Annotated in this window: 21 protein-coding genes and 1 riboswitch; of the genes, 9 read left to right on the top strand and 12 right to left on the bottom strand. The window is 70.8% G+C overall.

Annotated elements, in window-relative coordinates; translation table 11 throughout:
- Positions 1 to 39: 39 nt before the first annotated feature.
- Positions 40 to 873, bottom strand: coding sequence for a metallophosphoesterase family protein (locus BKA14_RS15765; protein WP_184951687.1), 834 nt, complete (start codon positions 871 to 873; stop codon positions 40 to 42).
- A complete protein-coding gene (locus BKA14_RS15760; RefSeq protein ID WP_184951686.1) occupies positions 870 to 1,679 on the bottom strand; it encodes a MerR family transcriptional regulator in 810 nt (269 codons plus the stop codon). The genes BKA14_RS15765 and BKA14_RS15760 overlap by 4 nt, the downstream gene beginning before the upstream one ends.
- Before the next feature lie 78 nt (positions 1,680 to 1,757).
- Between BKA14_RS15760 and BKA14_RS15755 the strand changes: the two genes are divergently transcribed.
- The 5 genes from BKA14_RS15755 to BKA14_RS15735 all read left to right on the top strand — a co-directional run bounded on the left by BKA14_RS15755 (position 1,758) and on the right by BKA14_RS15735 (position 7,092).
- Positions 1,758 to 2,096 (top strand): nuclear transport factor 2 family protein, encoded by a 339-nt coding sequence (locus BKA14_RS15755; protein ID WP_184951685.1) that lies wholly within the window; start codon positions 1,758 to 1,760, stop codon positions 2,094 to 2,096.
- Between the two features lie 36 nt (positions 2,097 to 2,132).
- On the top strand, positions 2,133 to 3,059 hold the full coding sequence (locus tag BKA14_RS15750; RefSeq protein WP_184951684.1) for a zinc-binding dehydrogenase: 927 nt from the start codon (positions 2,133 to 2,135) through the stop codon (positions 3,057 to 3,059).
- Between the two features lie 48 nt (positions 3,060 to 3,107).
- Positions 3,108 to 5,090: a M6 family metalloprotease domain-containing protein gene (locus BKA14_RS15745; protein ID WP_184951683.1), complete on the top strand. Its 1,983-nt coding sequence runs from the start codon at positions 3,108 to 3,110 to the stop codon at positions 5,088 to 5,090.
- A gap of 36 nt (positions 5,091 to 5,126) precedes the next feature.
- Complete coding sequence (locus tag BKA14_RS15740; protein ID WP_184951682.1) at positions 5,127 to 5,906, top strand: dienelactone hydrolase family protein; 780 nt, start codon at positions 5,127 to 5,129, stop codon at positions 5,904 to 5,906.
- A 142-nt stretch (positions 5,907 to 6,048) separates the two neighbouring features.
- On the top strand, positions 6,049 to 7,092 hold the full coding sequence (locus BKA14_RS15735) for a DNA polymerase Y family protein (RefSeq protein WP_184951681.1): 1,044 nt from the start codon (positions 6,049 to 6,051) through the stop codon (positions 7,090 to 7,092).
- Positions 7,093 to 7,143: 51 nt separating this feature from the next.
- Here BKA14_RS15735 and BKA14_RS15730 read toward each other — a convergent pair whose 3' ends face one another.
- The 4 genes from BKA14_RS15730 to BKA14_RS15715 form a co-directional block, all read right to left on the bottom strand.
- Positions 7,144 to 7,305, bottom strand: coding sequence for a hypothetical protein (locus BKA14_RS15730; RefSeq protein WP_184951680.1), 162 nt, complete (start codon positions 7,303 to 7,305; stop codon positions 7,144 to 7,146).
- An 89-nt stretch (positions 7,306 to 7,394) separates the two neighbouring features.
- Positions 7,395 to 7,619, bottom strand: coding sequence for a hypothetical protein (locus BKA14_RS15725; protein WP_184951679.1), 225 nt, complete (start codon positions 7,617 to 7,619; stop codon positions 7,395 to 7,397).
- 297 nt (positions 7,620 to 7,916) lie between these two features.
- The gene (locus tag BKA14_RS15720; protein ID WP_184951678.1) at positions 7,917 to 8,912 is read right to left on the bottom strand and encodes a ribonucleotide-diphosphate reductase subunit beta; all 996 of its coding nucleotides are present in this window, start codon (positions 8,910 to 8,912) and stop codon (positions 7,917 to 7,919) included.
- Complete coding sequence (locus BKA14_RS15715; RefSeq protein WP_184956770.1) at positions 8,912 to 11,257, bottom strand: ribonucleoside-diphosphate reductase subunit alpha; 2,346 nt, start codon at positions 11,255 to 11,257, stop codon at positions 8,912 to 8,914. Before BKA14_RS15715 ends, BKA14_RS15720 begins: the two co-directional genes overlap by 1 nt.
- Positions 11,258 to 11,386: 129 nt before the next feature.
- A riboswitch (cobalamin riboswitch) is annotated at positions 11,387 to 11,598 on the bottom strand.
- A gap of 1,222 nt (positions 11,599 to 12,820) precedes the next feature.
- Between BKA14_RS15715 and BKA14_RS15710 the strand changes: the two genes are divergently transcribed.
- On the top strand, positions 12,821 to 13,147 hold the full coding sequence (locus BKA14_RS15710; protein ID WP_184951677.1) for a hypothetical protein: 327 nt from the start codon (positions 12,821 to 12,823) through the stop codon (positions 13,145 to 13,147).
- Here BKA14_RS15710 and BKA14_RS15705 read toward each other — a convergent pair.
- Complete coding sequence (locus BKA14_RS15705; RefSeq protein ID WP_184951676.1) at positions 13,144 to 14,007, bottom strand: alpha/beta fold hydrolase; 864 nt, start codon at positions 14,005 to 14,007, stop codon at positions 13,144 to 13,146. The genes BKA14_RS15710 and BKA14_RS15705 overlap by 4 nt on opposite strands.
- 112 nt (positions 14,008 to 14,119) lie before the next feature.
- On the opposite strand from BKA14_RS15705, the gene BKA14_RS15700 reads away from it, so the two are divergent.
- The 3 genes from BKA14_RS15700 (at position 14,120) to BKA14_RS15690 (ending at position 16,014) form a co-directional block, all read left to right on the top strand.
- Positions 14,120 to 14,596, top strand: coding sequence for a hypothetical protein (locus BKA14_RS15700; protein WP_184951675.1), 477 nt, complete (start codon positions 14,120 to 14,122; stop codon positions 14,594 to 14,596).
- Between the two features lie 114 nt (positions 14,597 to 14,710).
- On the top strand, positions 14,711 to 15,496 hold the full coding sequence (locus BKA14_RS15695) for a SigB/SigF/SigG family RNA polymerase sigma factor (protein ID WP_184951674.1): 786 nt from the start codon (positions 14,711 to 14,713) through the stop codon (positions 15,494 to 15,496).
- A 215-nt stretch (positions 15,497 to 15,711) separates the two neighbouring features.
- Positions 15,712 to 16,014, top strand: a complete 303-nt coding sequence (locus BKA14_RS15690; protein ID WP_184951673.1) for an EthD domain-containing protein — start codon at positions 15,712 to 15,714, stop codon at positions 16,012 to 16,014.
- Between the two features lie 60 nt (positions 16,015 to 16,074).
- On the opposite strand, the gene BKA14_RS15685 is transcribed toward BKA14_RS15690, so the two are convergent.
- From BKA14_RS15685 to BKA14_RS15665, 5 genes are read right to left on the bottom strand one after another with little or no spacing between them, the layout of a single operon-like run.
- A complete protein-coding gene (locus tag BKA14_RS15685) occupies positions 16,075 to 16,899 on the bottom strand; it encodes a class II fructose-bisphosphate aldolase (protein WP_184951672.1) in 825 nt (274 codons plus the stop codon).
- Positions 16,896 to 17,804, bottom strand: a complete 909-nt coding sequence (locus BKA14_RS43990; protein WP_184951671.1) for a 1-phosphofructokinase family hexose kinase — start codon at positions 17,802 to 17,804, stop codon at positions 16,896 to 16,898. The genes BKA14_RS15685 and BKA14_RS43990 overlap by 4 nt, the downstream gene beginning before the upstream one ends.
- Positions 17,801 to 18,715 (bottom strand): DMT family transporter, encoded by a 915-nt coding sequence (locus tag BKA14_RS15675; protein WP_184951670.1) that lies wholly within the window; start codon positions 18,713 to 18,715, stop codon positions 17,801 to 17,803. Before BKA14_RS15675 ends, BKA14_RS43990 begins: the two co-directional genes overlap by 4 nt.
- Positions 18,712 to 19,632, bottom strand: a complete 921-nt coding sequence (locus tag BKA14_RS15670; protein WP_184951669.1) for an N-acetylglucosamine kinase — start codon at positions 19,630 to 19,632, stop codon at positions 18,712 to 18,714. Before BKA14_RS15670 ends, BKA14_RS15675 begins: the two co-directional genes overlap by 4 nt.
- Positions 19,632 to 20,729: an SIS domain-containing protein gene (locus BKA14_RS15665; RefSeq protein WP_184951668.1), complete on the bottom strand. Its 1,098-nt coding sequence runs from the start codon at positions 20,727 to 20,729 to the stop codon at positions 19,632 to 19,634. The genes BKA14_RS15670 and BKA14_RS15665 overlap by 1 nt, the downstream gene beginning before the upstream one ends.
- Positions 20,730 to 20,772 lie beyond the last annotated feature (43 nt).

Raw genomic sequence — 20,772 nt, 5'->3', positions numbered from 1 at the left:
TACCGTGAACGGGTGTCCCGGTTGGACCCCTGAATGGCACTACCCGGTAGGGGTGGGCGGCAGGATCGGCCGCAGCAGCGGCGGCTCGGCGCCGAAGCGGGCCTTCCACTCGCGCGGATAACCCAGCGACACCTCCTCGAACCGCACGCCGTCGCGCTGCGTCGTGCGGCGGATGTGCAGATGCCCGTAGACCGCCGCCGCGGCCCGGAACCGGACGTGCCAGTCGGCCGTGCGCTCGGTGCCGCACCACTGGGCGAACTCGGGGTAGCGCAGGATCTCGGTCGGGTGCCGGTGCAGCGGCCAGTGGCTCGCCAGCACCATGGGGCGCTCGGGACCGGCGTCGGTCAGCCGCTTCTCGGTGTACGCGATCCGGGCGTCGCACCAGGCCTCGCGCGACGGATACGGGTCGGGGTGCAGCAGCATCTCGTCGGTGCACACGATGCCGGTGCGCTCGGCGTACGCCAGCGACGCGGCCTTGGTGGCGGTGCCGGGCGCGCGCCACGTGTAGTCGTACAGCAGGAAGAGGGGCGCCACGGTCACCGCGCCCTGCCAGACCTCGTACGGGTCCTCGGGTGTCACCACCCCGATCGAGCGGCACGCCGCCACCAGGGCCTGGTAGCGCTGCTCGCCGCGCAGTTTCACCGGGTCCTGCGGATGGGTCCACAGTTCGTGGTTGCCGGGCGCCCAGATCACCTTGGCGAACCGCTTGCTGAGCGCCTCCAACGTGTCCGTGACCTCGTCGAAGATCTCCGCCACGTCCCCGGCGACGATGAGCCAGTCGTCGTCGGAGGCAGGCCGGAGCCGATCGGTCAGCGGCCTGTTCTCCGGATAGGCCACGTGCAGGTCGCTGACCGCGTACAGGGTGGCACTCACCCGCCCATGGTAGTGCGGCCGACGCGGAAGACCGGCCAGCCGATCTCCGTACGCCAGGCCGCCCGGTCATCGGTGTCACGCGGGCCGACCAGATAGTGCTCGCGCACCGGCCCGGCCACGGCGAGCGCGTTGGCGACCACCCAGGATCCGAGTTCCCCGTACGTGACCTCGATGTCGTCGTGGTCCCCGGCGTGCACGGTGGTGGCCAGTTCGGCGGCGGGCAGGGTCACCGGACGCACCCGTCCGCCGCGCGGCGGTTCCGCGGCCGGCCGGTAGACCAGCACGTGCCCGCGGCCCAGCTCGAACAGCGCGTTGTCGTACAGCCCGCCCGGGGCACCGGTCGGCTCGCGGACCAGCGCGTCCAGCTCGGCCATGGCGCCCGCGTACCAGGCGATCACGTGGTCGAGGTCGACGTCGTCCTCGATCGCGGCCACCGTGGTGGCGGGCACGGCGCGCAGGTCGACGCCGAGCGGGGCCGGCTCCGGCCGCAGCAGCCGGCGCAGCGACGCCACCGCGGCCCGGGTGCGGTCCAGCTCCGCCTCCAGCCGCTGCAGGTGGGTGGCCACGAGCGCGCCCCGCGTGCCCGGGTCGGGCGAGCGCAGGATGCGGTGCACGTCGGGCAGCGGCACGTCGAGCTCCCGCAGCCGGTGGATGATCTGTGCCACGGGGATCTGCTCGGCGCTGTAGTAGCGGTAGCCGGTCGCGTCGTCCACGGTCGCGGGTTCGAGCAGGCCGGCCTCGTGATAGCGGCGCAGCGTGCGCACGCTCAGATGGGTCAGCCGGGAGAATTCGCCGATCGCGAGCATGCCTGCAGTGTGCACCCTCCCCCCGGGGGAGAGTCCCGTGCTTGACCCGTACGCCGGGGGAAGCCGCACGCTCGGGTCATGACCACGACGAACCAGCTTCCCGCCACGATCCGCGACTACCTGACCGCGCACGCCGCCCGCGACACGGAGACCGCCCTGCGCGCCTTCGCCCCGGACGCCGTCGTGGTCGACGAGGGCAAGACCTTCAGGGGCCCGGACGAGATCGCCGGCTTCCTGGCCGACGCCGGCGCGCAATACACGTACACATCCGAACTGATCGGCGCCCAGCGCATCGACGACGCGCACTGGGTCGCCACCAACCACCTGGAGGGAAACTTCCCCGGCGGTGTCGTCGACCTCAACTACCGGTTCACCCTCGCCGGTGACCTGATCGCCGAGCTGGTGATCGCTCCTTGACCCTGTCCCGGGAACAGGGTTTGCAATGCGGAGATCATGCGCGCTCTCCTCGTTGATCACACCTCGTCCTCCGGTCTCACCCTCGGCGTGGCTCCGCAACCGGCGCCCGGCCCCGGCGAGGCGCTGGTCAAGGTCGAGGCGTTCGCCCTGAACGCGGGCGACCTGGCCACCGCGAGCGGCCTGACCAGCGGCAGCGTGCCCGGCTGGGAGGCCGCCGGGCACGTCGTCGCGGCCGCCGCCGACGGCTCCGGGCCCGCCGCCGGCACCCCCGTCACCACGTTCGGACACGGCGGCGGATGGGCCGAGTACCGGGCCGTCAGCACCGCCATGCTCGGCGCCGCCCCGCCCGGCGCCGACCTGGCGGCGATCAGCACCGTGCCGGTCGCGGCCGGCAGCGCCCTGCGCGCCCTGCGCCGAGCCGGCCCGACACTGGGCCGGCGGATCATGGTCACCGGGGCCACCGGCGGCGTCGGGCGGTACGCGATCCAGCTCGCCCGGATCGGCGGTGCCCGGCCCGTCGCGGTGACCAGGTCGGCCCGTCGCTTCGCGGACGAGCTGCGCGACCTGGGCGCCGAGGCCGTGGTGGCCGACCCGGCCGACTACGACGACACCGTGCACACCGTCATCGACACCGTGGGCGGAGAGCTGCTCGTGCGCGCGTTCGACCGGCTGGAGAACTGCGGTGTCCTCGTCTCGCTCGGGCACCTGGCCACCGGGGGCGAGACCTTCCCGTACGCCGCCCTGATGGCCGATCCGCAGCGCAACAACCGCAGCATCGTCAGCTTCCACCAGTTCGACGGGTCCCCGCTGCCACCCGACTTCGCGTGGCTGAACGACCAGCTGACCCGGGGCGCGCTGCGGCCCTCGATCAGCTGGCGCGGTTCCTGGACCCGAGCCGGCGAGGCCATCGAGGCGCTGCGCACCGGAACACTGCACGGCAAGGCGGTCGTCGAAGTCGGCTGACCGACGGCCTCCATTGAAGTAAGTCGATTAATGGGCCAGGATGACGGCATGACGAGTGTGCGGCGCCTGGTCTCGGCAACCTCCGTCGTGGTGCTGGCCCTGGTCGCCGCGCCGTCCGCGGCCACGGCCGGCCCCGGCGCCGATCCGGACACGCCGTGGCGCATGCGGCACTGGCCGCAGACGCAGCCGTGGCAGGCCGACGAGGCCGTCGCGCTCAACGGGCGGAACGGGCCACCACCCGTCGATCCGCAGCGGTACGAGCTGCCCGACACGATGACGTGGGCGGACTACCGGCCGATCCCCGGCACGAACTGGGCCGACCCGGCCGTACGGGGGTCGGAGCGCACCTTCGACGGCGCGCTGGTGCTCGTCGACTACCCGAACCAGCCGTTCGTCGTCACCCAGCCCGCGAACTCCACCATCTACGGCAACCCGTCCGGCGTCGAGAAACTCGCGCGGGCCGACGTGCCGGCGTTCTACCGCGACTTCCTCAACCAGCCCGGCCGGCTCAACCGCGGGCACACCATCCACGAGTACTGGATGGAGGACTCCGGCGGGCGGTTCGGCATCGAGCTCAGCGCGTACGGGGTCTATCAGATGCCCGCCAAGAGCCACGAGTACGGCATCGAGGCCCAGATGCAGCGCGGTCAGGGCTGCCCGGCCGGCGACACCTGCCACCGCAACCTGCGCACCGACGCCCGCGCGGCCTGGATCGCCGCGGTCGGCGAGGCGGAGGCGGCCACGTACGACTTCGTGTTCTTCCTCTCCGCCGGGCAGGACGAATCGGCCACCTGGCAGGAGTTCGGGCCGATGAAGTTCACCACCCGTGAAGAGGTGACCGACGACTTCGGGCCGCCCGACGACGCGCTGCCGAACTGGAACGCCACCCGCTACGTCGACTGGACCTCGTGGCAGGCCTCGGCCAACGTCTGGCCCAACGCCACCCAGGGCAGCTCACTGCAGGCCGAGAGCTCGGGCATGTCCACCTACGCGCACGAGTTCAGCCACATCCTGGGCGTGGGCGACAACTACAACAACCCGTACGGGACCCCGCCCCGGCGCGACTACAGCGGCCCGTGGGAGATGCTCAGCCGGGGCACGTTCAACGGTCCCGGCGGCCCGCACAGCCGCTGGCTGATCCCGGGCACGGCCGGCTCCTCGATGGGCGCCCAGCACATGCTGCGCAACAAGCTCAAACTCGGCATCGCCGACCCCGAGGCGGTGGTCCGTCTCTCCCGCGCCGCGCTGGCCGGGTCCGGCCTGGTCCTGACCCGGGTGACGGCCCGATCGGTCGAGTCGGGCGGCATCACCGTGACCCTCGACGGTGGCGACCGCGCACCCGCCTGCGACACGGCGACCGACCCGCTCTGCGACGGCGGTGGCTACGACAACTACACCCTCGAAGTCGTCGACCGGATGGGCTTCGACTCGTTCACCCCCGACTCCGGCGTGCTGCTGGCCAAGACCAAGAACGCCGACAACGCCCCGTTCATCTGGACGATCGACGCCAACCCGCAGGACATCGACAAGGTCGACTTCGTCCGCCCCGACGGCACCCCGCAGAAGATGACGATCGGTGACTACCGCCAGCTCTCCGACGCCCTGTTCCACGCCGGCGCCGGTTCGGGCAGCGAGTTCGAGTACGTCGACACGGCGAACCGGCTGCAGTTCTACGTCCTCGACCGGCGCCGCGACGGCCAAGGCGTGCTCTCGTACGAGGTGGCCGTCCGCTCACTCGACGGCGCCGGCCCGGCCCGCCGCGGCGTCCAGGCGTTCCCGGCCCTGGCCCGGCCCGACCGCTCCGGCTGGGCTCAGTGCACCATCGGTGTCCGCAACTCCGGCCGCGCGGCCGACGTCATCCGCGTCACCGCCCCCGGCGCCACCCTGCCCCGTACGGTGATCGGGTTGGCCGCCGGGAAGACGTCGACGATCCCGGTGTGGACGAAGAACATCGGCCGCACCACGGTGACTTTGACGTCGGAGAGCAACCCGTCCGCCCAGGCCACGACCGCCTGCGTCGTCCTGCGCTGACTCAGCGGAACAGGCCTGGATCGACGTCATTCCGCCATGCGTATCACCGCAGAAACCGTCGCCGACGGCATCCGCGAACAACTCTTCCGCATCGGGAACATCCCTGGAGTGCTCTGGACGCCCGCCGAGGCCTCCGGTCCCCGTCCGCTGGTCCTGATCGGGCACGGCGGCGGTCAGCACAAGAAGGGATGGGAGGTCGTCTCCCGAGCCTTCCCGTACGTCACCGCTTGCGGCTTTGCGGTCGCCGCGATCGACGCGCCGGGTACCGGTGACAGGCCGGAGCATCCGGAGATCCGGCGGCTCGTTGCGCTGATCGACGAACGAAAGGCTGCGGGCGAGCCCTTCGGACCCGCGCTGCCCGCCCTCTACGAAACCGTGGCGGCAGAACTCATCCCCGACTGGCGGACCACCCTCGACGGGCTGCAGGAACTGGACTCCGTTGGCGACAGCCAGCCCGTCGGGTACTACGGCCTGTCCGCGGCCGGGGAGTCGGGCATCCGCCTCGTCGCGGCCGAACCCCGGATCACTGCTGCGGTCCTCGGCCTCATGGCATGCGACTGGCTCCTGGACACCGCAGCGCGGATCACGATCCCCGTCGAGTACCTGCTGCAGTGGGACGACGAAGGCAATCCGCGGGACTCAGTCATGAAGCTGTTCGACGCACTCGGTTCCGCCGAGAAGACCCTGCACGCCAACCCCGGCGGCCACTTCCGGATCCCGGCGTTCGAAATCGACAGCTCGATTCGATTCTTCGCCAGGCACCTGGGAGCACAGGCGTCGACGGAATCTCCTGCGAACGGGGCCGCACGTTCCTGACTCGACCCGTTCCACGTGATCAAGTGGACCACCGAAGTCGTCGAATCGGTCCACCGCGCCGAAGCACCCACCATGCCGTCGGAGTTCACCCCCGATCTACCCGCGGAAGCCTGAGTCGTCGAACATGTGTACTATTCGCCGGGTGAGTCGAGGGCCGCTGCTGCACGCCGATGCCGACGCCTTCTTCGCGTCGGTGGTGCTGCGCAGCCGGCCGCATCTGGCCGCGCTTCCGGTGGCTGTCGTCGCTCATGTGGTCGTCGCGAGCGCGAACTATCCGGCCCGGGCCCGCGGTGTCCGGGCGGGCGTGCTCGCCCAGCAGGCGCTGTTGCAGTGTCCCGGGCTGATCCTGGTCGACGTGCCGCAGGACGAGGTCGAGGAGGCCGGGGAGGCTCTGCTCGACCTGTTCCGCGACTGCGCCCGGGCGGTCGAGCCCGGCTCGATGGAGGAGGCCTTCCTCGACGTCGGCGCCCGCAGCCCCGAGGAGGCGGTCGCGGCCGGTCACGAGGTCCGGCGGCGCGCCGCGGCCGAGCTCGCGATCCCGGTCAGCGTCGGTGTCGGCCGCACCAAACTGATGGCCAAGCTGGCCTCGCGGGCCGCCAAACCCGACGGGCTGCACGTCATCGGGCCCGGCCGGGAGGCCGAGCTGCGGGCCGCGTTGCCGTTGCGCGACGTCTGGGGTGTCGGCGCCCGTACGGTGGAACGCCTCGAGTCGCTGGGCATCACCACCCTGGCCGGGCTGGACGACATCCCGTACGAGACGTTGCGGCGCTTGTGCGGCACGGCGATGGCCCGGCGGCTCCGGGCTGTCCGGGAGGGCTCCGACGACGCCGTCGTGCGTCCCGTCGAGCGCCGTTCGACGCTGTCGTCGGAGGGGGCGACCAAGGGCTACGCGCGACCGGACCGGACGGCGGCGGAGCTGGCCGAGATGTGCGTCGAGCGGGTCTGCCGCCGCGCCGAGCGGGCCGGGCTCCTCGCGTCCGGCCTCACGCTCACGGCGCTACCGGAGGGCGAGGGCCCGGCCCGCGTGCTCAAAGGCAGCCGGCCGGCCCCGACGGCGAACCCGCGAGCCTGGTCCGGGGTGGTGCGGGCCCTGCTCGCCCGGAGCGAGGTGCCCCCGCTGGCCGGGCTTCGCGTCACCCTGACCGCCCTGGTGCCGGCCGATCGCGTGCAGGACACCCTTTTCTGACACGTACGGCCGGTGCGCGTCTCGTCAGGGACTCCCGCGGGCCGCGCTTTGCTAGGTGAGGTAGCGATGCGACGAGGAGTCATCATCGCCATGAGCCGGCACGCCGACCGGCAGAAGGCGGCCCGCGTCTTCGGGGCCACCGACATCGTCACCGAGCGCGGCGACGAAGGCATCGCCCGGATCAAGGGCCTGACGAACGGTCTCGGCGCGCACTCGGCGGTCGAGGCGGGGCTACCGGGCGATGGACGAGCGCCGTGCCGTCAAGGCCCTGCTCCGCCCCTGACCGCGGGCCCGCTCCGCGTTCATGTCCGCTCCGGAACGATGTCGACATAGGCGGCCGATACGGTGGGCACCCCGTCGGCCGCGGCGGCCACCCGGTGCGCGGCCGCGCGCAACCGGTGCGCAGCCGCCGGATCAAGCTCCCGCAGGTAGGCGATCTCCCAGACCAGGGCGTCCAGGGCGTGCGCAATCCGGCGCGCGTCGCCGGCCGTCCCGCCGTTCGTCGTGGAGGCCGCGGGCTGCGTCATGCTGCTTCTCCGTTCCGGTTCGGGCCGCGAGGATCAGATGCCGCGGAGTTCGGCGGCCGCCGCGACGAGCCGCCTCAGCGCGGCCTCGGCCTCAGCGTAACCGCGGCTCCTGAGACCACGGTCGGGGCTGACCCGCGGGCCCGGCCCAGCGCCCCCACCTCGTCGTGGGTGGACGCTTGCGTGTCGTCGGCGACGGCGCTGGTAGCCGGCGCGGAGCGCACCAACCACCCGATCCGGGACGCCCCGCCTGGCGGACGGGCCAGCACAGCACCGTCCGCCGTCGTACGAGGCCGGCCGTCAGAAGTCGTCGTCGAAGGTGACCGATCCGGTCACACCGACCTGGTAGGCCGAGACGCGGCGCTCGAAGAAGTTCGAGAGTTCCTGCACGTCCTGCAGCTCCATGAAGGCGAACGGGTTCTTGCTGCCGTAGACCGGGTCGATACCGAGCACTTCCAGCCGGCGGTCGGCCACATGTTGCAGGTACTCGCGCATGTCAGCGAGCGACATGCCGGAGACGCCCTGTTCGAGGATGTCCGCGGCGAACTGGACCTCGCACTCCACGGCCTCGGCCAGCATGTTCCTGACCTGCTGCTCCATCTCCGCGTCGAACAGGTCGGGTTCCTCCTGGCGGACGGTGTCGACCACGTCGAACGCGAACGCCATGTGCATGCTCTCGTCGCGGAACACCCAGTTGGTGCCGGATGCGAGCCCGTTCAGCAGACCGCGCGAGCGCAGGAAGTACACGTACGCAAAAGCGCCGTAGAAGAACAAGCCCTCGATGCACGCGGCGAAGCAGATCACGTTGAGCAGGAAGGCCCGCCGGTCCTCCTTCGTCTTGAGCTCGCGCATCGCATAAATCGAGTCGATCCACTTGAAACAGAACTCGGCCTTGCGCGCGATCGACGGGATGTTCTCGACCGCGGCGAACGCCTCGAACCGTTCCCGCTCGTCGGGCACATACGTGTCGAGCAAATTCAGATAGAACTGGACGTGCACGGCCTCCTCGAACAGTTGCCGCGACAGATACAGCCGGCCCTCGGGCGAGTTCACGTGCTGGTAGAGGTTGAGCACGAGGTTGTTGGCCACGATCGTGTCACCGGTGGCGAAGAACGCGACCAGCCGCGACACCAGATGCTGCTCGGCCGGGGACAGCCGTTGCAGGTCGGCCAGGTCGGAGTGCAGGTCGACCTCCTCGACGGTCCAGGTGTTCTTGATGGCGTCCTTGAACCGGTCGAAGAAGGCCGGATACCTCATCGGCCGCAGGGTCAGGTCCATTCCGGGGTCGAGCAGCATTATTGGCAGGCCTCACAGGACTCGGGGTTCTCCAGGGAGCAGGCGAGCGCTTCGTCGTCCGCGGCCGTGATCGGGGCGACGGAGACAGTGGCCTGCTGAATGCGCGTCGCGGGGCGCGAGCGCAGGTAATAGGACGTCTTCAGGCCGGCTTTCCAGCCGTACAGATACATCGAGGAGAGCTTGCCGATCGTCGGGGCGCTCAGGAACAGATTGAGCGACTGCGACTGGTCGATGTAGGGCGCCCGGGCCGCGGCCAGATCGATCAGCGCCCGCTGGGGGAGTTCCCACGCCGTACGGAACAATTCCCGTACGTCCTCCGGCAGTTCGGAAATGCCCTGCACCGAACCCTCGGCCCGCTTGATCCGCTCCCGGATCGAGGCCGTCCACAAACCGCGCGCCTTCAGTTCCCGTACGAGATAGGAATTGATCTGCAGGAACTCGCCCGACATGGTCTCACGCTTGAACAGATTGGACACCTGCGGCTCGATGCACTCGTAACAGCCGGCGATGGACGCGATGGTGGCCGTCGGGGCGATCGCCACGAGCAGCGAGTTGCGCAACCCTGTCGCACTGATGCGCGTTTTGAGCGCGGCCCACCGATCGGTCTGCGCGGGCGTGGCGCCCCACAGCTCGTGGTGCAGATCGCCGGCCGCCGCGCGGGTCTCCCCGTACGCGGGATGGGGTCCGAAACGCTCGGCGAGCCCCGCCGAGGACTCCAGCGCGGTCAGGAAAATCTCCTCCTGCACGCGGGTGGACAGTTCACGCGCGGCGGCCGAGTCGAACGGCAGCCGCAACTGGAAGAAGGCGTCCTGCAGGCCCATCAGGCCCAGCCCGATCGGCCGCCAGCGCGGGTTCGACCTCGCGGCCTGCTCCGACGGGTAGAAGTTGATGTCGATGACCCGGTCCAGGAAGACGACGGCCGTGCGAACAGTTTCGCGCAACTTCGGCCAGTCGACGCCGTCCCCGGTGATGTGCGCGCCCAGGTTGATCGAGCCCAGGTTGCACACCGCCGTCTCGTCGTCGCTGTTCACTTCGAGGATCTCGGTGCACAGGTTGGACAGGTGGATCGTGTTGCCGGGCGCGCCGGTCTGGTTGGAGAGCGCGTTCGAGCGGTCCTTGAACGTCATCCAGCCGTTGCCCGTTTGCGCGAGAGTGCGCATCATCCGCCCGTACAGGTCGCGCGCTTTGACGGTCTTGACGGCGTGCTTCTCGGCCCGCCGGTACGCGTCGTCGAAGGCCGCACCGAACAGGTCGGGCAGTTCCGGCGCGTCGGACGGATCGATCAGCGACCAGTCGCCGTCGGCCTCGACCCGGCGCATGAACTCGTCCGGAATCCAATTGGCCAGGTTCAGATTGTGCGTCCGCCGGGACTCCTCGCCGGTGTTGTCGCGCAGCTCCAGGAACTCCTCGACGTCCGGATGCCACGGCTCCAGATAGACGCACGCCGCGCCCTTGCGCCGGCCACCCTGATTGACGGCGGCCACACCCGCGTCGAGGGTTTTGAGGAACGGCACGATGCCGTTCGACTTGCCGTTGGTGCCACGGATCAGTGCGCCCCGGCCGCGGATCCGGCTCCACGAGATGCCGATGCCGCCCGAGAACTTCGACAGCTTGGCGACCTGGTGATAACGCTCGTAAATCGAGTCGAGTTCATCCCGCGGCGAATCGACCAGGAAGCAACTCGACATCTGGGTGTGCCGGGTGCCGGAATTGAACAACGTCGGCGAGCTGGGCAGATAAGCCAAACTGGACATGAGCCGGTAGAAGCCGATCGCCTCGGCCGGGGTGGTGCTCAAGCCGCAGGCGACGCGCAGCAGGAAATACTGCGGCGTCTCGACCACGGTGCGCTCCTGCGGGTGCCGCAGCAGGTAACGGTCGGCCACGGTGCGCAGCCCGAAATACTCGAACCGCAGGTCACCGCCGACATCGACGGCGTCGTCGAGCTTGCGCGCGTTGCGGGCCACGAACGCGGCCGTCTCGTCGCCGATCAGACCCTGCTGGTGGGCGTGGCGGATCGACTGGCTGAAGGTGGCCACCCCCTGAAGGCGCACTTCCTTGTCCACGTACGCCGCCAGCAGGCGCGCGGCCAGCTTCGAGTACTGCGGTTCCTCACCGATCAGCTCGGCCGCCGTCTGGATCGACAACTTGTCCAGCTCGGCGGTCGTCGCGCCGTCGTAAAGCCCGCTGATCGTCTTGGTCGCGACCCGCAACGGGTCCACCTCGCCGAGGTCGGCCACCCACCGCTCGACCGCCTTGACGATCTTGTTGACGTCGACCGTCTCCAGGTCGCCGTTGCGCTTGCGCACCTGCATCCCGTGCCGCCGTTGCTCCGGCACGGCCGTCATGTCCTGCGTGACAGTCACTCTCGCGTCCCCCTCACCGATGTGAAGGCACACGGGGACGCCGACGGCCACACCCCGGCCGTCATGATGGCGTCGGCCGTCCCGCGCGGCCTTCGACCACCGCACGCCACGGCGGCGCACGGTGCGCTGGCAGGTCTTCGGACTCGTGGGCGCCTGGCACGCTTCCTACTGGCCGTCGCTTCCCAGGCTCGGCGGAGCCCAGTGCTGTATGACGGCGGTCGTTCCCACTCACCGCTGCGGGGCAGTCCCGGACTTGCACCGGGTTCCCTCTTGCCTCGACCACCACACGACGCGGCGCTCGAACCAGCTGCGGGCAACACCATATATGGGCGAGGCTCAGGAGATGCAACACCAGATGGTGTGTCGGGCGTGTCGCACCTCACCGCCCGACCCCATCGACGCCCGTTGAGCGCTGTCCACGACGCGTCGACGTCTCCACCGCCCGGCCGTCAGCACCAGGCCAACCGCCGACGAAAGACTTGAGCCCTTGGTCGCGGACCAGCTGCCTCCCCGCGATCGGCTGGGTTTGTGCCGGCCTGTGGTGATCGGCTGGGGCTGCGCGTTGGCTGCTGTTCGCCGGGTGGAGGTGCGCGGCGGTTGGCGGGTTGCGCGGTGAGCGGCGTTTGTTGCGCGGTTGGGTGCGGTAGTGGCTGGGTTTGCGCGTTGGCCGCCGTTTGTTGCGTGCTGGCTCCTGGTGATCGGCTGGGGCTGCGCGTTGGCTGCTGTTCGCCGGGTGGAGGTGCGCGGCGGTTGGCGGGTTGCGCGGTGAGCGGCGTTTGTTGCACGGTTGGGTGCGGCGGTGGCTGGGTTTGCGCGTTGGCCCGCGTTCGTTGCGTGCTGGCTCCTGGTGATCGGCCGAAGCTGCGCGTTGGCTGCTGTTCGCCGGGTCGAGGAGCGCGGCGGGCGGTCGAGTTGCGCAGTGAGCGGCGTTTGTTGCGCGCATGAGTGCGGCGAGTGGCCGGGCTTGCGCATTGAGCGGCGCTTGCTGTGCGCATGCTCAAAGCGGGTACTTGATGTAGCACGTCGGTTGGCGTGCATGCGCGAGGTGACTGATCGGGCCTGCGCGTTCGGTGGCGTTTGTTGCGCGCGCGTGCCGTGACTGATCGGGTCTGCGCGTTGGGTGGCGTTTGTTGCGCGTGCGTGCGGTGACTGATCGGGCCTGCGCGTTGGGTGGCGTTTGTTGCGCGTGCGTGCGGCGACTGATCGGGCCTGCGCGTTGGGTGGCGTTTGTTGCGCGTGCGTGCGGCGACTGATCGGGCCTGCGCGTTGGGTGGCGTTTGTTGCGTGGTGTCGTGCGGCGGTCGGCTGGGCCTGTGCGTTGAGTGTTGTTTGCTGGGTGTGGATGCGCGGCGAGTGGCCAGACTGCGCATTGAGCGGCGTTTGTTGCGCGTGCTTCCGGCGACTGATCGGGTTTGCGCGTTGGTTGCGCGTTGGCTGCGCGTCGTGCGCGTGGTGACTGATCGGGGCTTGTTCGTCGGGTGGGCGGGGCTGTCTGGGCGCGGTGGGGTTGCATCCGGTACTGGGGTACGGCTTTACCGTCGGGCTATGACGAACACTGGGGAGTGGGTGCCTGTGGCGTGCACGCTGCCGGCCGTTGAGCGGCCGGTGCGGGTGGCCGAGTTCGACGAGCTGTTCGCGACCGTGCTGCTTGGGCAGATGCGGCAGTCGGAGACTGTGCTGGGCTGGGATTTTGATCCGGCGGCGGAGGCCGTGGTTCGGGAGCTGGCCGGGCGGGAGAACGAGTGCTGCTCGTTCTTTGAGTTCCGGTTCGAGCGGATCGGTGGAGTTTTGCGCGTGGCGGTCGAGGTGCCGGTCACGCGGGTGGCGGTGCTGGATGCGCTGGAACAGCGGGCCGCTGTCCATCTGAATTAGGGTGCAAGGAAGTCCAGGAGGATGGTGGCCACCTCGTCGGGGGCCTGTTCGGCCTGGTGGTGGCCGCTGTCGACGACGCTGTGCCGGAGCGTGGAGGCGACCCAGGGGGCCCAGATCGCCTGGGGGTCGCCGTGGATGTCGAGGTCGTCCCGGGCCGATTCGATCAGGAGGGTGGGGCAGGTGACCTGTCGGCCGGCGGACCGGTCGGCCGCGTCGTGGTCGCGGTCGATGCCCAGGCCGGCGCGGTAGTCCTCGCACATGCCGTGCACGACGGCGGGGTCGCGCAGGGCCCGCCACAGGTCGGCGTGGTTGCCGGGGCCCAGGTCTTCGGGGCCGGGCGTGCGGTACCAGGCGTCGGGGTCGGCGTTGATGACCCGCTCGGCCGGCTTGTCGGTCTGGCCCAGGAACCACCAGTGCCACCACGCCCGCGCGAAGGTGGCGTCGGTGCGTTCGAGGTGTTCGATGACCGGCAGGCCGTCCATGACCACCAGGTGGGTGACCGCCTCGGGATGGTCCATGGCGGTGCGGAAGGCGACCAGGGACCCGCGGTCGTGCCCGGCCACGGCGAAACGATCGTGCCCTAGGTGGCTCATCAGCGCGACCACGTCCTGGGCCATGGCGCGTTTGCTGGATTGGGCGTGACCGGGGGCGTCGGGGGGCAGTGTGGACTCGCCGTAGCCGCGCAGGTCCGGCGTCACCACGAAATGCCGGCGGGCCAGTTGGGGTGCGACCCGATGCCAGGTCGTGTGGGTGCGGGGGTGCCCGTGCAGCAGCACGACCGGGGGGCCGGTTCCGCCGTGCCGGACCCGCAGGGTGACGTCACCGACGTCGACGCGCTCGAGACGGAAATCTTCGAACATCGAGATCACCTACCCGGTTGATCTCCGCTGACACGTGTTTCCGGTTGCTTGTCCAAGGGCAACCACTGGCGTTGTCCCACCTGTATGGATGAAACAACCGCTAGGAGCTTCGATGAGGATCGTCAAGCTGGCCGCCGGGTTCGCTGTCGGCTACGTGCTCGGCAGCCGCGCCGGTCGTGACGCGTACGAGAAGATCGCCGCGAACGCCTCGCAGCTGCGTGAGCACCCGGCCGTGCAGCGGGTGCTGCCCAGCGGTGCGGACACCAGCACGGCGAATGGTCGCCAGGCAGACGCCGTCACCCCGAAGGTGAACAACAAAGACGCCGTCACCCCGAAGGTGAACAACCAGGACGTCGTCACCCCGAAGGTGAACAACAAAGACGCCGTGACCACGAAGGTGCACGACAAGGACGCCGTCACCCCGAAGGTGCACGACGAGGACGCCGTGACCACGAAGGTGCACGACGAGGACGCCGTGACCGCGATCGCGAAGGTGCACGAGGCGGCCACCGAAACGGCGGCTCCGCGTAAGCCGCGGCCCCCGAAGGCGGCGCCGGTGGCGCCGGTCGCCGGCACCATCCTGAATTGATCCCCCACCCGTGACGTCAGCTGATCGAGTGAGTTTCGGCCGTTCCGGGCCGGGCACTGGGAAGCGGCGTCGTGGGCGCGATTCTTGCCCCCGTAATGAACAAGGAGCCCTTGCATGACGGTGATCACCACTGCGGTCCGCACCGAGGAGACCAGCACGGATGCGGCGAGCGAGCTGATCACGGCGATGGCCGCCCTGCCGGCCGGGCACCCGTCCCGGCCGGCTCTGCGTGACCGGGCCATCGAGGCGTGGCTGCCGCTGGCCCGCCACCTGGCCCAGCGCTACGCCGGGCGCGGTGAGCCCGTCGACGACCTGTTCCAGGTGGCCGTCGTGGGCCTGATCAAGGCGGTGGACCGCTTCGAGTCCGACCGTGGTGTCGACTTCGCGGGCTATGCCATCCCGACGATTGTCGGCGAGGTCAAGCGCCACTTCCGCGACCGTACGTGGTCCGTCCGGGTGCCGCGTCGCCTGCAGGAGATGCGGCTCGCCATCACCGCGGCCAACATGGCACTCAGCCACGACCTGGGCCGGGCGCCGACCGTCACCGACATCGCCACCCACCTCGGCGTCACCGAGGAGGAGGTGCTGGAGGGGCTGGAGGGTGCCCGCGCCTACAACTCCACCAGCCTGTCCACGCCGGTCAGCGCGGACGGCAACACCGAGCTGGGCGAGACGCTGGGCGGCGAGGACCGCGAGTTCGAGCTGGCGGAGCTGCGGATCGCGCTCGGCCCGACGCTGGCTTCGCTCGACGAGCGGGAGCAGCGCATCATCCACCTGCGCTTCTACGGCAACCTGACCCAGTCGCAGATCGCCGAGCAGATCGGCATCTCGCAGATGCACGTCTCCCGGCTGCTGTCCAAGGCGCTGGTCAAGCTGCGCGGCCAGCTGGGGGAGTGCTGAGCCCAGCAACCCAAGGTGCCAGGACCGGCACGAGCAACCCAGGTTCCTAGGAAGCTCTAAGCAGGGCAAGGGGGCGGCCACTCGGCCGTCCCCTGCTTTGTGCCTTTGATACGCCAACGGCATGAGATAGAACGTTCGGTCTTGACGACAAAGGGTGCCGCTCGTAGGCTCGCCAAGGCAGAACGTTCGTTCTGCTCCGAGTGCGAGGAGAGCCCATGCCCACCAAGATCACATTGATCGTCGACAACCCCGGGAACGTGGACGAGTTCGAGAAGGTCTACGCCGAGGTGAGGGCGGCCGCGGCCACGTTCCCGAAGGTCCGGCGCGTCGAATCGGCCAAGGTGTGGCCCAAGGAGGACGGCTCGCCCACGCCCGCCTACCGGACGCTCGACCTTTATTTCGACAGCTACGACGACGCCTCGGCCGCGGTCGCCACACCGGTCGCCGGCGCGGTCTTCGGCGGTCTGATCGGGACGCAGGTCCCGTTCAAGGGCCTGTTCTCCGACATCGAGGAGTAGCCGGCGCGGTCAGCGCGTCGCCCCGAGCCTGACGGCCGCCGGCGGGCCCGCCGGCCGTGGTCAGGCCGGGACGCCGGCGCCGAGGAGGGTGAGCAGGCGGGTGACCTCGGCCCGGACGGCGTCGCGGCCCGGGGTCAGGTACTTGCGGGGGTCGGTCAGCGTGTCCTGGCCGGCCAGCACGTCGCGGACGGTCTCGGTGAGGACGCGGTTGAGCAGCGTCCCGACGTTGACCTTGGTGATGCCCCGGGCCGCGGCCTCGCGCAGCCCGTCGTCGGGCACCCCGGACGAGCCGTGCAGCACCAGCGGCACCGGCACCGCGTCGGCGAGCCGGGCGATCAGGTCGAGGTCGAGGCGGGCGTCGCGGCTGGCCATGGCGTGCGAGGAGCCGACGGCCACGGCCAGCGAGTCCACCCCGGTGGCGGCGACGAAGGCCGCGGCCTGGGCGGGGTCGGTGCGGACGCCGGGCGCGTGGGCGCCGTCCTTGCCGCCGATCTCGCCCAGTTCGGCCTCGACCGCGCAGCCCACCGCGTGGCAGCGGTGCACGACGGCACGGGTGCGGGCCACGTTCTCCTCGTACGGCAGGGCGGCCGCGTCGAACATCACCGACCGCAGACCGAGCGCGACCGCCTGGTCGATCAGGTCTTCGTCCTCGGCGTGGTCGAGGTGCACGGTGACCGGCACGGAGGCGGCCGCGGCCAGGCTCAGGCAGGCGGTGGCGAACGGGGCCAGCGATCCGTGGTAGCGCACGGCGTTCTGCGAGATCTGCAGGATGACCGGCAGCCCGGCCTGTTCGGCCCCGGTCACGATGGCCTCGGCGTGTTCGAGCAGGATCGCGTTGAAGGCGCCGACCGCGCGGCCGCTGCCTCGGAGGTCGGTCAGGGTCACGGGAGTTCCTCCACGGTGATGGCGCCGAGCCAGCGGCGGCGCGCGTCGAGATCGATTTCGCCGGCCACCGGGCGCAGCACGCAGGCGGCCGAGGTGGCCACGGCGTCGGTCAGGGCTGTGGGCCATGGCGAGGAGCAGGCCAGGCGCAGGGCCAGGGCGGCGGTTGCGGCGTCGCCCGCGCCGGTCGGGTTGCCGTCCACCACTTCGGGCGTACGGGCGTGCCAGGCGCCGCCGGGGGTGACGGCCACCGCGCCCTCCTCGCCCAGCGTCACCACGACGGCGGCCGCGCCCTGGTCGAGCAGCCCGCGCGCGACGGTGACCGGCGGGCCCGCGCCGATGTCCGCCAGCTCGGCCCGGTTGGGCACGAGCACCGCGCCTGCCCCGATCGCCGCCCGCAACGCCGGGCCGGACACGTCGACGATGACCGGAAGCGCACCGGCCAGCCGGGCCAGCCGGGCCGGCAGGTCGTCGGGCAGGCCCGGGGGGACGCTGCCCGAGATCACCAGGGCGCCGGCCCCGGCGAGCTCGCCGGCCACCGTGGCGGCGATGGCGTCGGCGGTCCCGGCCGGCGCCGGGCTGCCCGGCTCCAGCAGGATGGTCGTCGGGCCGTCCGCTCCGACCACGGCGACGGTCCGCCGTACGGAAGCGAACGCGGGGATCAGATGGTGGGGCAGGCCCAGGGTGTCGAGCCCGTCGCGGAACGGGTCGGGCTCGGCGCGGGCGCCGGGGGCGACGACGACCGCGTCCCCACCGAGCTGACGCACCACGGCGGCCACGTTGACCCCTTTGCCGCCGGCCCGCGACCGCACGGTCTCCACCCGTACGCTGGAACCGACAGCGAACGCCGGGACCGCGTAGGTGATGTCGAGGGCCGGGTTGAGCGTGACCGTGACGACGCGGGTCATCCGACTGCCAGTTCGGCCGACTTCTCGGTGGTGTAGACCATCAGCGTCGACCCGGCCAGCGCGAGCACGATGCCCGCCGTCTGCCAGCCCGACGGCAGCGTCTGGTACACCGCGAGCGACAGCGCGATGGTCAGCACCGGGGCCAGCGCGTTGGTGATCGGCGCGACCACCGACGCCTTGCCCCGGCTCATCGCCATCACCAGGAACAGCGCGCCGATGGCGTTGAGCACCTGGGTCACGGCGGTCAGGGCGGGGGCCTGCCAGCCGAAGCCGGTGGGGAAGCCGCCCATCATGATCAGGGCGACCGGGATGAGCACGAGGCCGCTGATCGTCATCCACCCGAACGTGGTGGCGTCGTTGACCCCGGCCAGGGCGGCCTTGCGCATGTAGTAGGCCTGTACGCCCCAGGCGACGCAGATGAGCACGGCCAGGATCAGGTACGGGCCGGTCTCGGCGCCCTCGTCGCTGGGCGCGATGGAGAACAGCACGATCGCCACCAGGGCCAGGATCACGCCGATCACGGCCAGCCGGGTCAGGCGTTCCTTGAGCGCGACCAGCGCCATGATCACGGTGATGGCGGGGGAGAGGGCGATGATCGGGAAGATGATGTACGCGGGCCCGATGGTCAGCGCCTTGAACAGCAGCAGCTGGCCGCCCGCGCCGGTCAGGCCCACGATCAGCCCGTACGCGGCGGCGACCGGGCGGCGGTCGAAGGTGGTGCCGCGCAGGGCGGCCCCAGCCGGGATGAGCATGGTGATCGACCAGATGATGTAGACCATGCCGTCGGGGTAGCCGTAGCGGCTGGTGGGCTGGCTGGAGAACGCGCCCCAGACACCCCAGAAGAGCACGAGCAGAGCGGCGTACGGGATCCAGCCGGTGCGGCGGCCGGCGGCGGTGCTGAGAGTGGTCATGGGCGTGGTCCGTTCGCGAGACGGGCGGCGTACAGGGCCGCGCCGTGGTCCGGGGGGAAGAGTGGTTCGCGCAGGTCGTAGCGCCCGTCGAGGGACTGGCGGAACGAGTCGAGCAGCAGCGGGCTGGTGAACATGCCGCCGGACCAGGAGACCGGGATCGGCGGCGGAGAATCGAATCCGAGGACGCGGGCCTCGGCGTGGACCATCGCGGCGAGCTCGCGGCCGGCCTCGCGCAGGATGTCCGCGCTCGCGGTGTCGCCGGCGTCGGCGGCTTCACTGACCGCGGTGCTCAGGGCGGCGATCTTGGCCCGGTCGCCCTGCCAGCGGTTGAGCACGACGTCGACGATCTCGAGGTCGTCGGTGAGGTCGAGCCGGGCCCGCAGAACGTCGGCCAGCGGGCCGCGCGGCAGCCGTCCGTCGCCCATCTTGCTGAAGGCGTTGAGCCCGCGGATCGCGACCCAATGGGCCGAGCCCTCGTCGCCGAAGATCTCGCCCCAGCCGCCCGCCCGCGACTTGCGGTCACCGTTCTCGCCGTACGCGATGGAACCCGTGCCGGCCACCACGTTGATGCCGTCGGCGGCGCCCAGTGAGCCGGCCCAGCCGCAGATCATGTCGTTGCCGCAGCGGTACCGGTCGGTCCCGAGCACCGCCTGCGGGAGGGCGTCGAGTTTCGGCACGTCGGCCAGGACCTCGCCGTAGCAGGGGATCCCGAAGAAGGAGTACGTGATGTCAGCGGGCTCGATGCGGGCGCTCGCGCACACCTCGGCCACGCCCCGGGCGAGCACGGGTTCGACGATGTCGATGCCGCTCATCAGGTAGTAGATGCTGGCCGTGCGGGCCGAGGCCACGATCGCGCCGTCGTCGTCGATGAGACAGAACGCGGTCTTGGTGCCGCCGCCGTCCACTCCGAGAAACATCAGGACCGCCTTTCGCCGTACGGGTGGATGACCACGCCCTGCACGACCCGGTTGACCTCGCCGCCGGGGAACGGGTTGTCCGGGGTCAGCCCGGCCGCCAGCGAGCAGGTCAGCGCGGTCAGCTGGGCGGTGATGACCGCGGGCAGGGCCCACAGCGCGTCGGGCAGCCCGGGTTCGCGCGGGACGGGCCAGGTGCCGCCCGCGTCGACCAGCACGACCCGGCCGGGGCCGAGCTCGGCGGTCAGTTCGCGGGCCAGGTCGAGGTCGTACGCGCGGCGGTAGTCGTCGCCGGAGACGAAGACGACCGCGAGCGTGCCGGGGGTCAGCGCGGCCTTGGGACCGTGCCGGAAGCCCAGCGAGGACTCGCCCAGCGCCACCGTCGTGCCCGCGGTGAGTTCGAGCGTCTTGAGCGCGGCCTCGCGGGCCAATCCTTTGAGGCTGCCCGAGCCTAGGTAGACGATGCGGTCCGGGCGCAGCGCCGTGACCGTCCGCTCGATCTCGCCCGCGTGGGCCAGCACCGTGCCGGCCGCCGCGGCCAGCGCGTCGACGTCGGCCTCACCGGCCAGGCACAGCCACGCGGCGAGCACCATCGACGTGAACGAGGACGTCATGGCGAAGCCGCGGTCGTTGGTCGCGGCGGGCAGGGTCACCACGGCGGCGTTGGCCGCGCCCTGGAAGGTGCGGGCCAGGCGCCCGCTGCCGTCGCAGGTGATCACCAGATGGTGGGCGGCCGGGGCGAGCTGGTCGATCAGCTCGGCCGCCGCGACCGACTCCGGGCTGTTGCCGCTGCGGGCGAACGACACCAGCAGCACCGGCCGGTCGCCCGCGGTGACCGCCTGCGGATCGGTGACGATGTCGGTGGTGGCGATCGCCTCGACCGGCCGTTTCAGCACGCGGGCCAGCTCCGGGGCGAGCACCTCGCCGGCGTAGGCCGAGGTGCCGGCGCCGGTCAGCACGATCCGGGTGCGTTCGTGCTCGGGCAGAGCCGCGCCCAGCAGGCGGTCCACGCCGGCCCGGGCGGCGTCCACGACGCGCCGGGTGGCGCGCCAGACGTCGGGCTGCTGCTCGATCTCGGCCCGGGTGTCGCTGCTGCTCATCGCGCTCCTCGCCTTGCCAACCTGGTCTGGTTCCGGAAAGCTA

The organism is Paractinoplanes abujensis (genome assembly GCF_014204895.1).
Classification (GTDB): domain Bacteria; phylum Actinomycetota; class Actinomycetes; order Mycobacteriales; family Micromonosporaceae; genus Actinoplanes; species Actinoplanes abujensis.
This window is presented reverse-complemented; position numbering and strand designations above follow the sequence as displayed.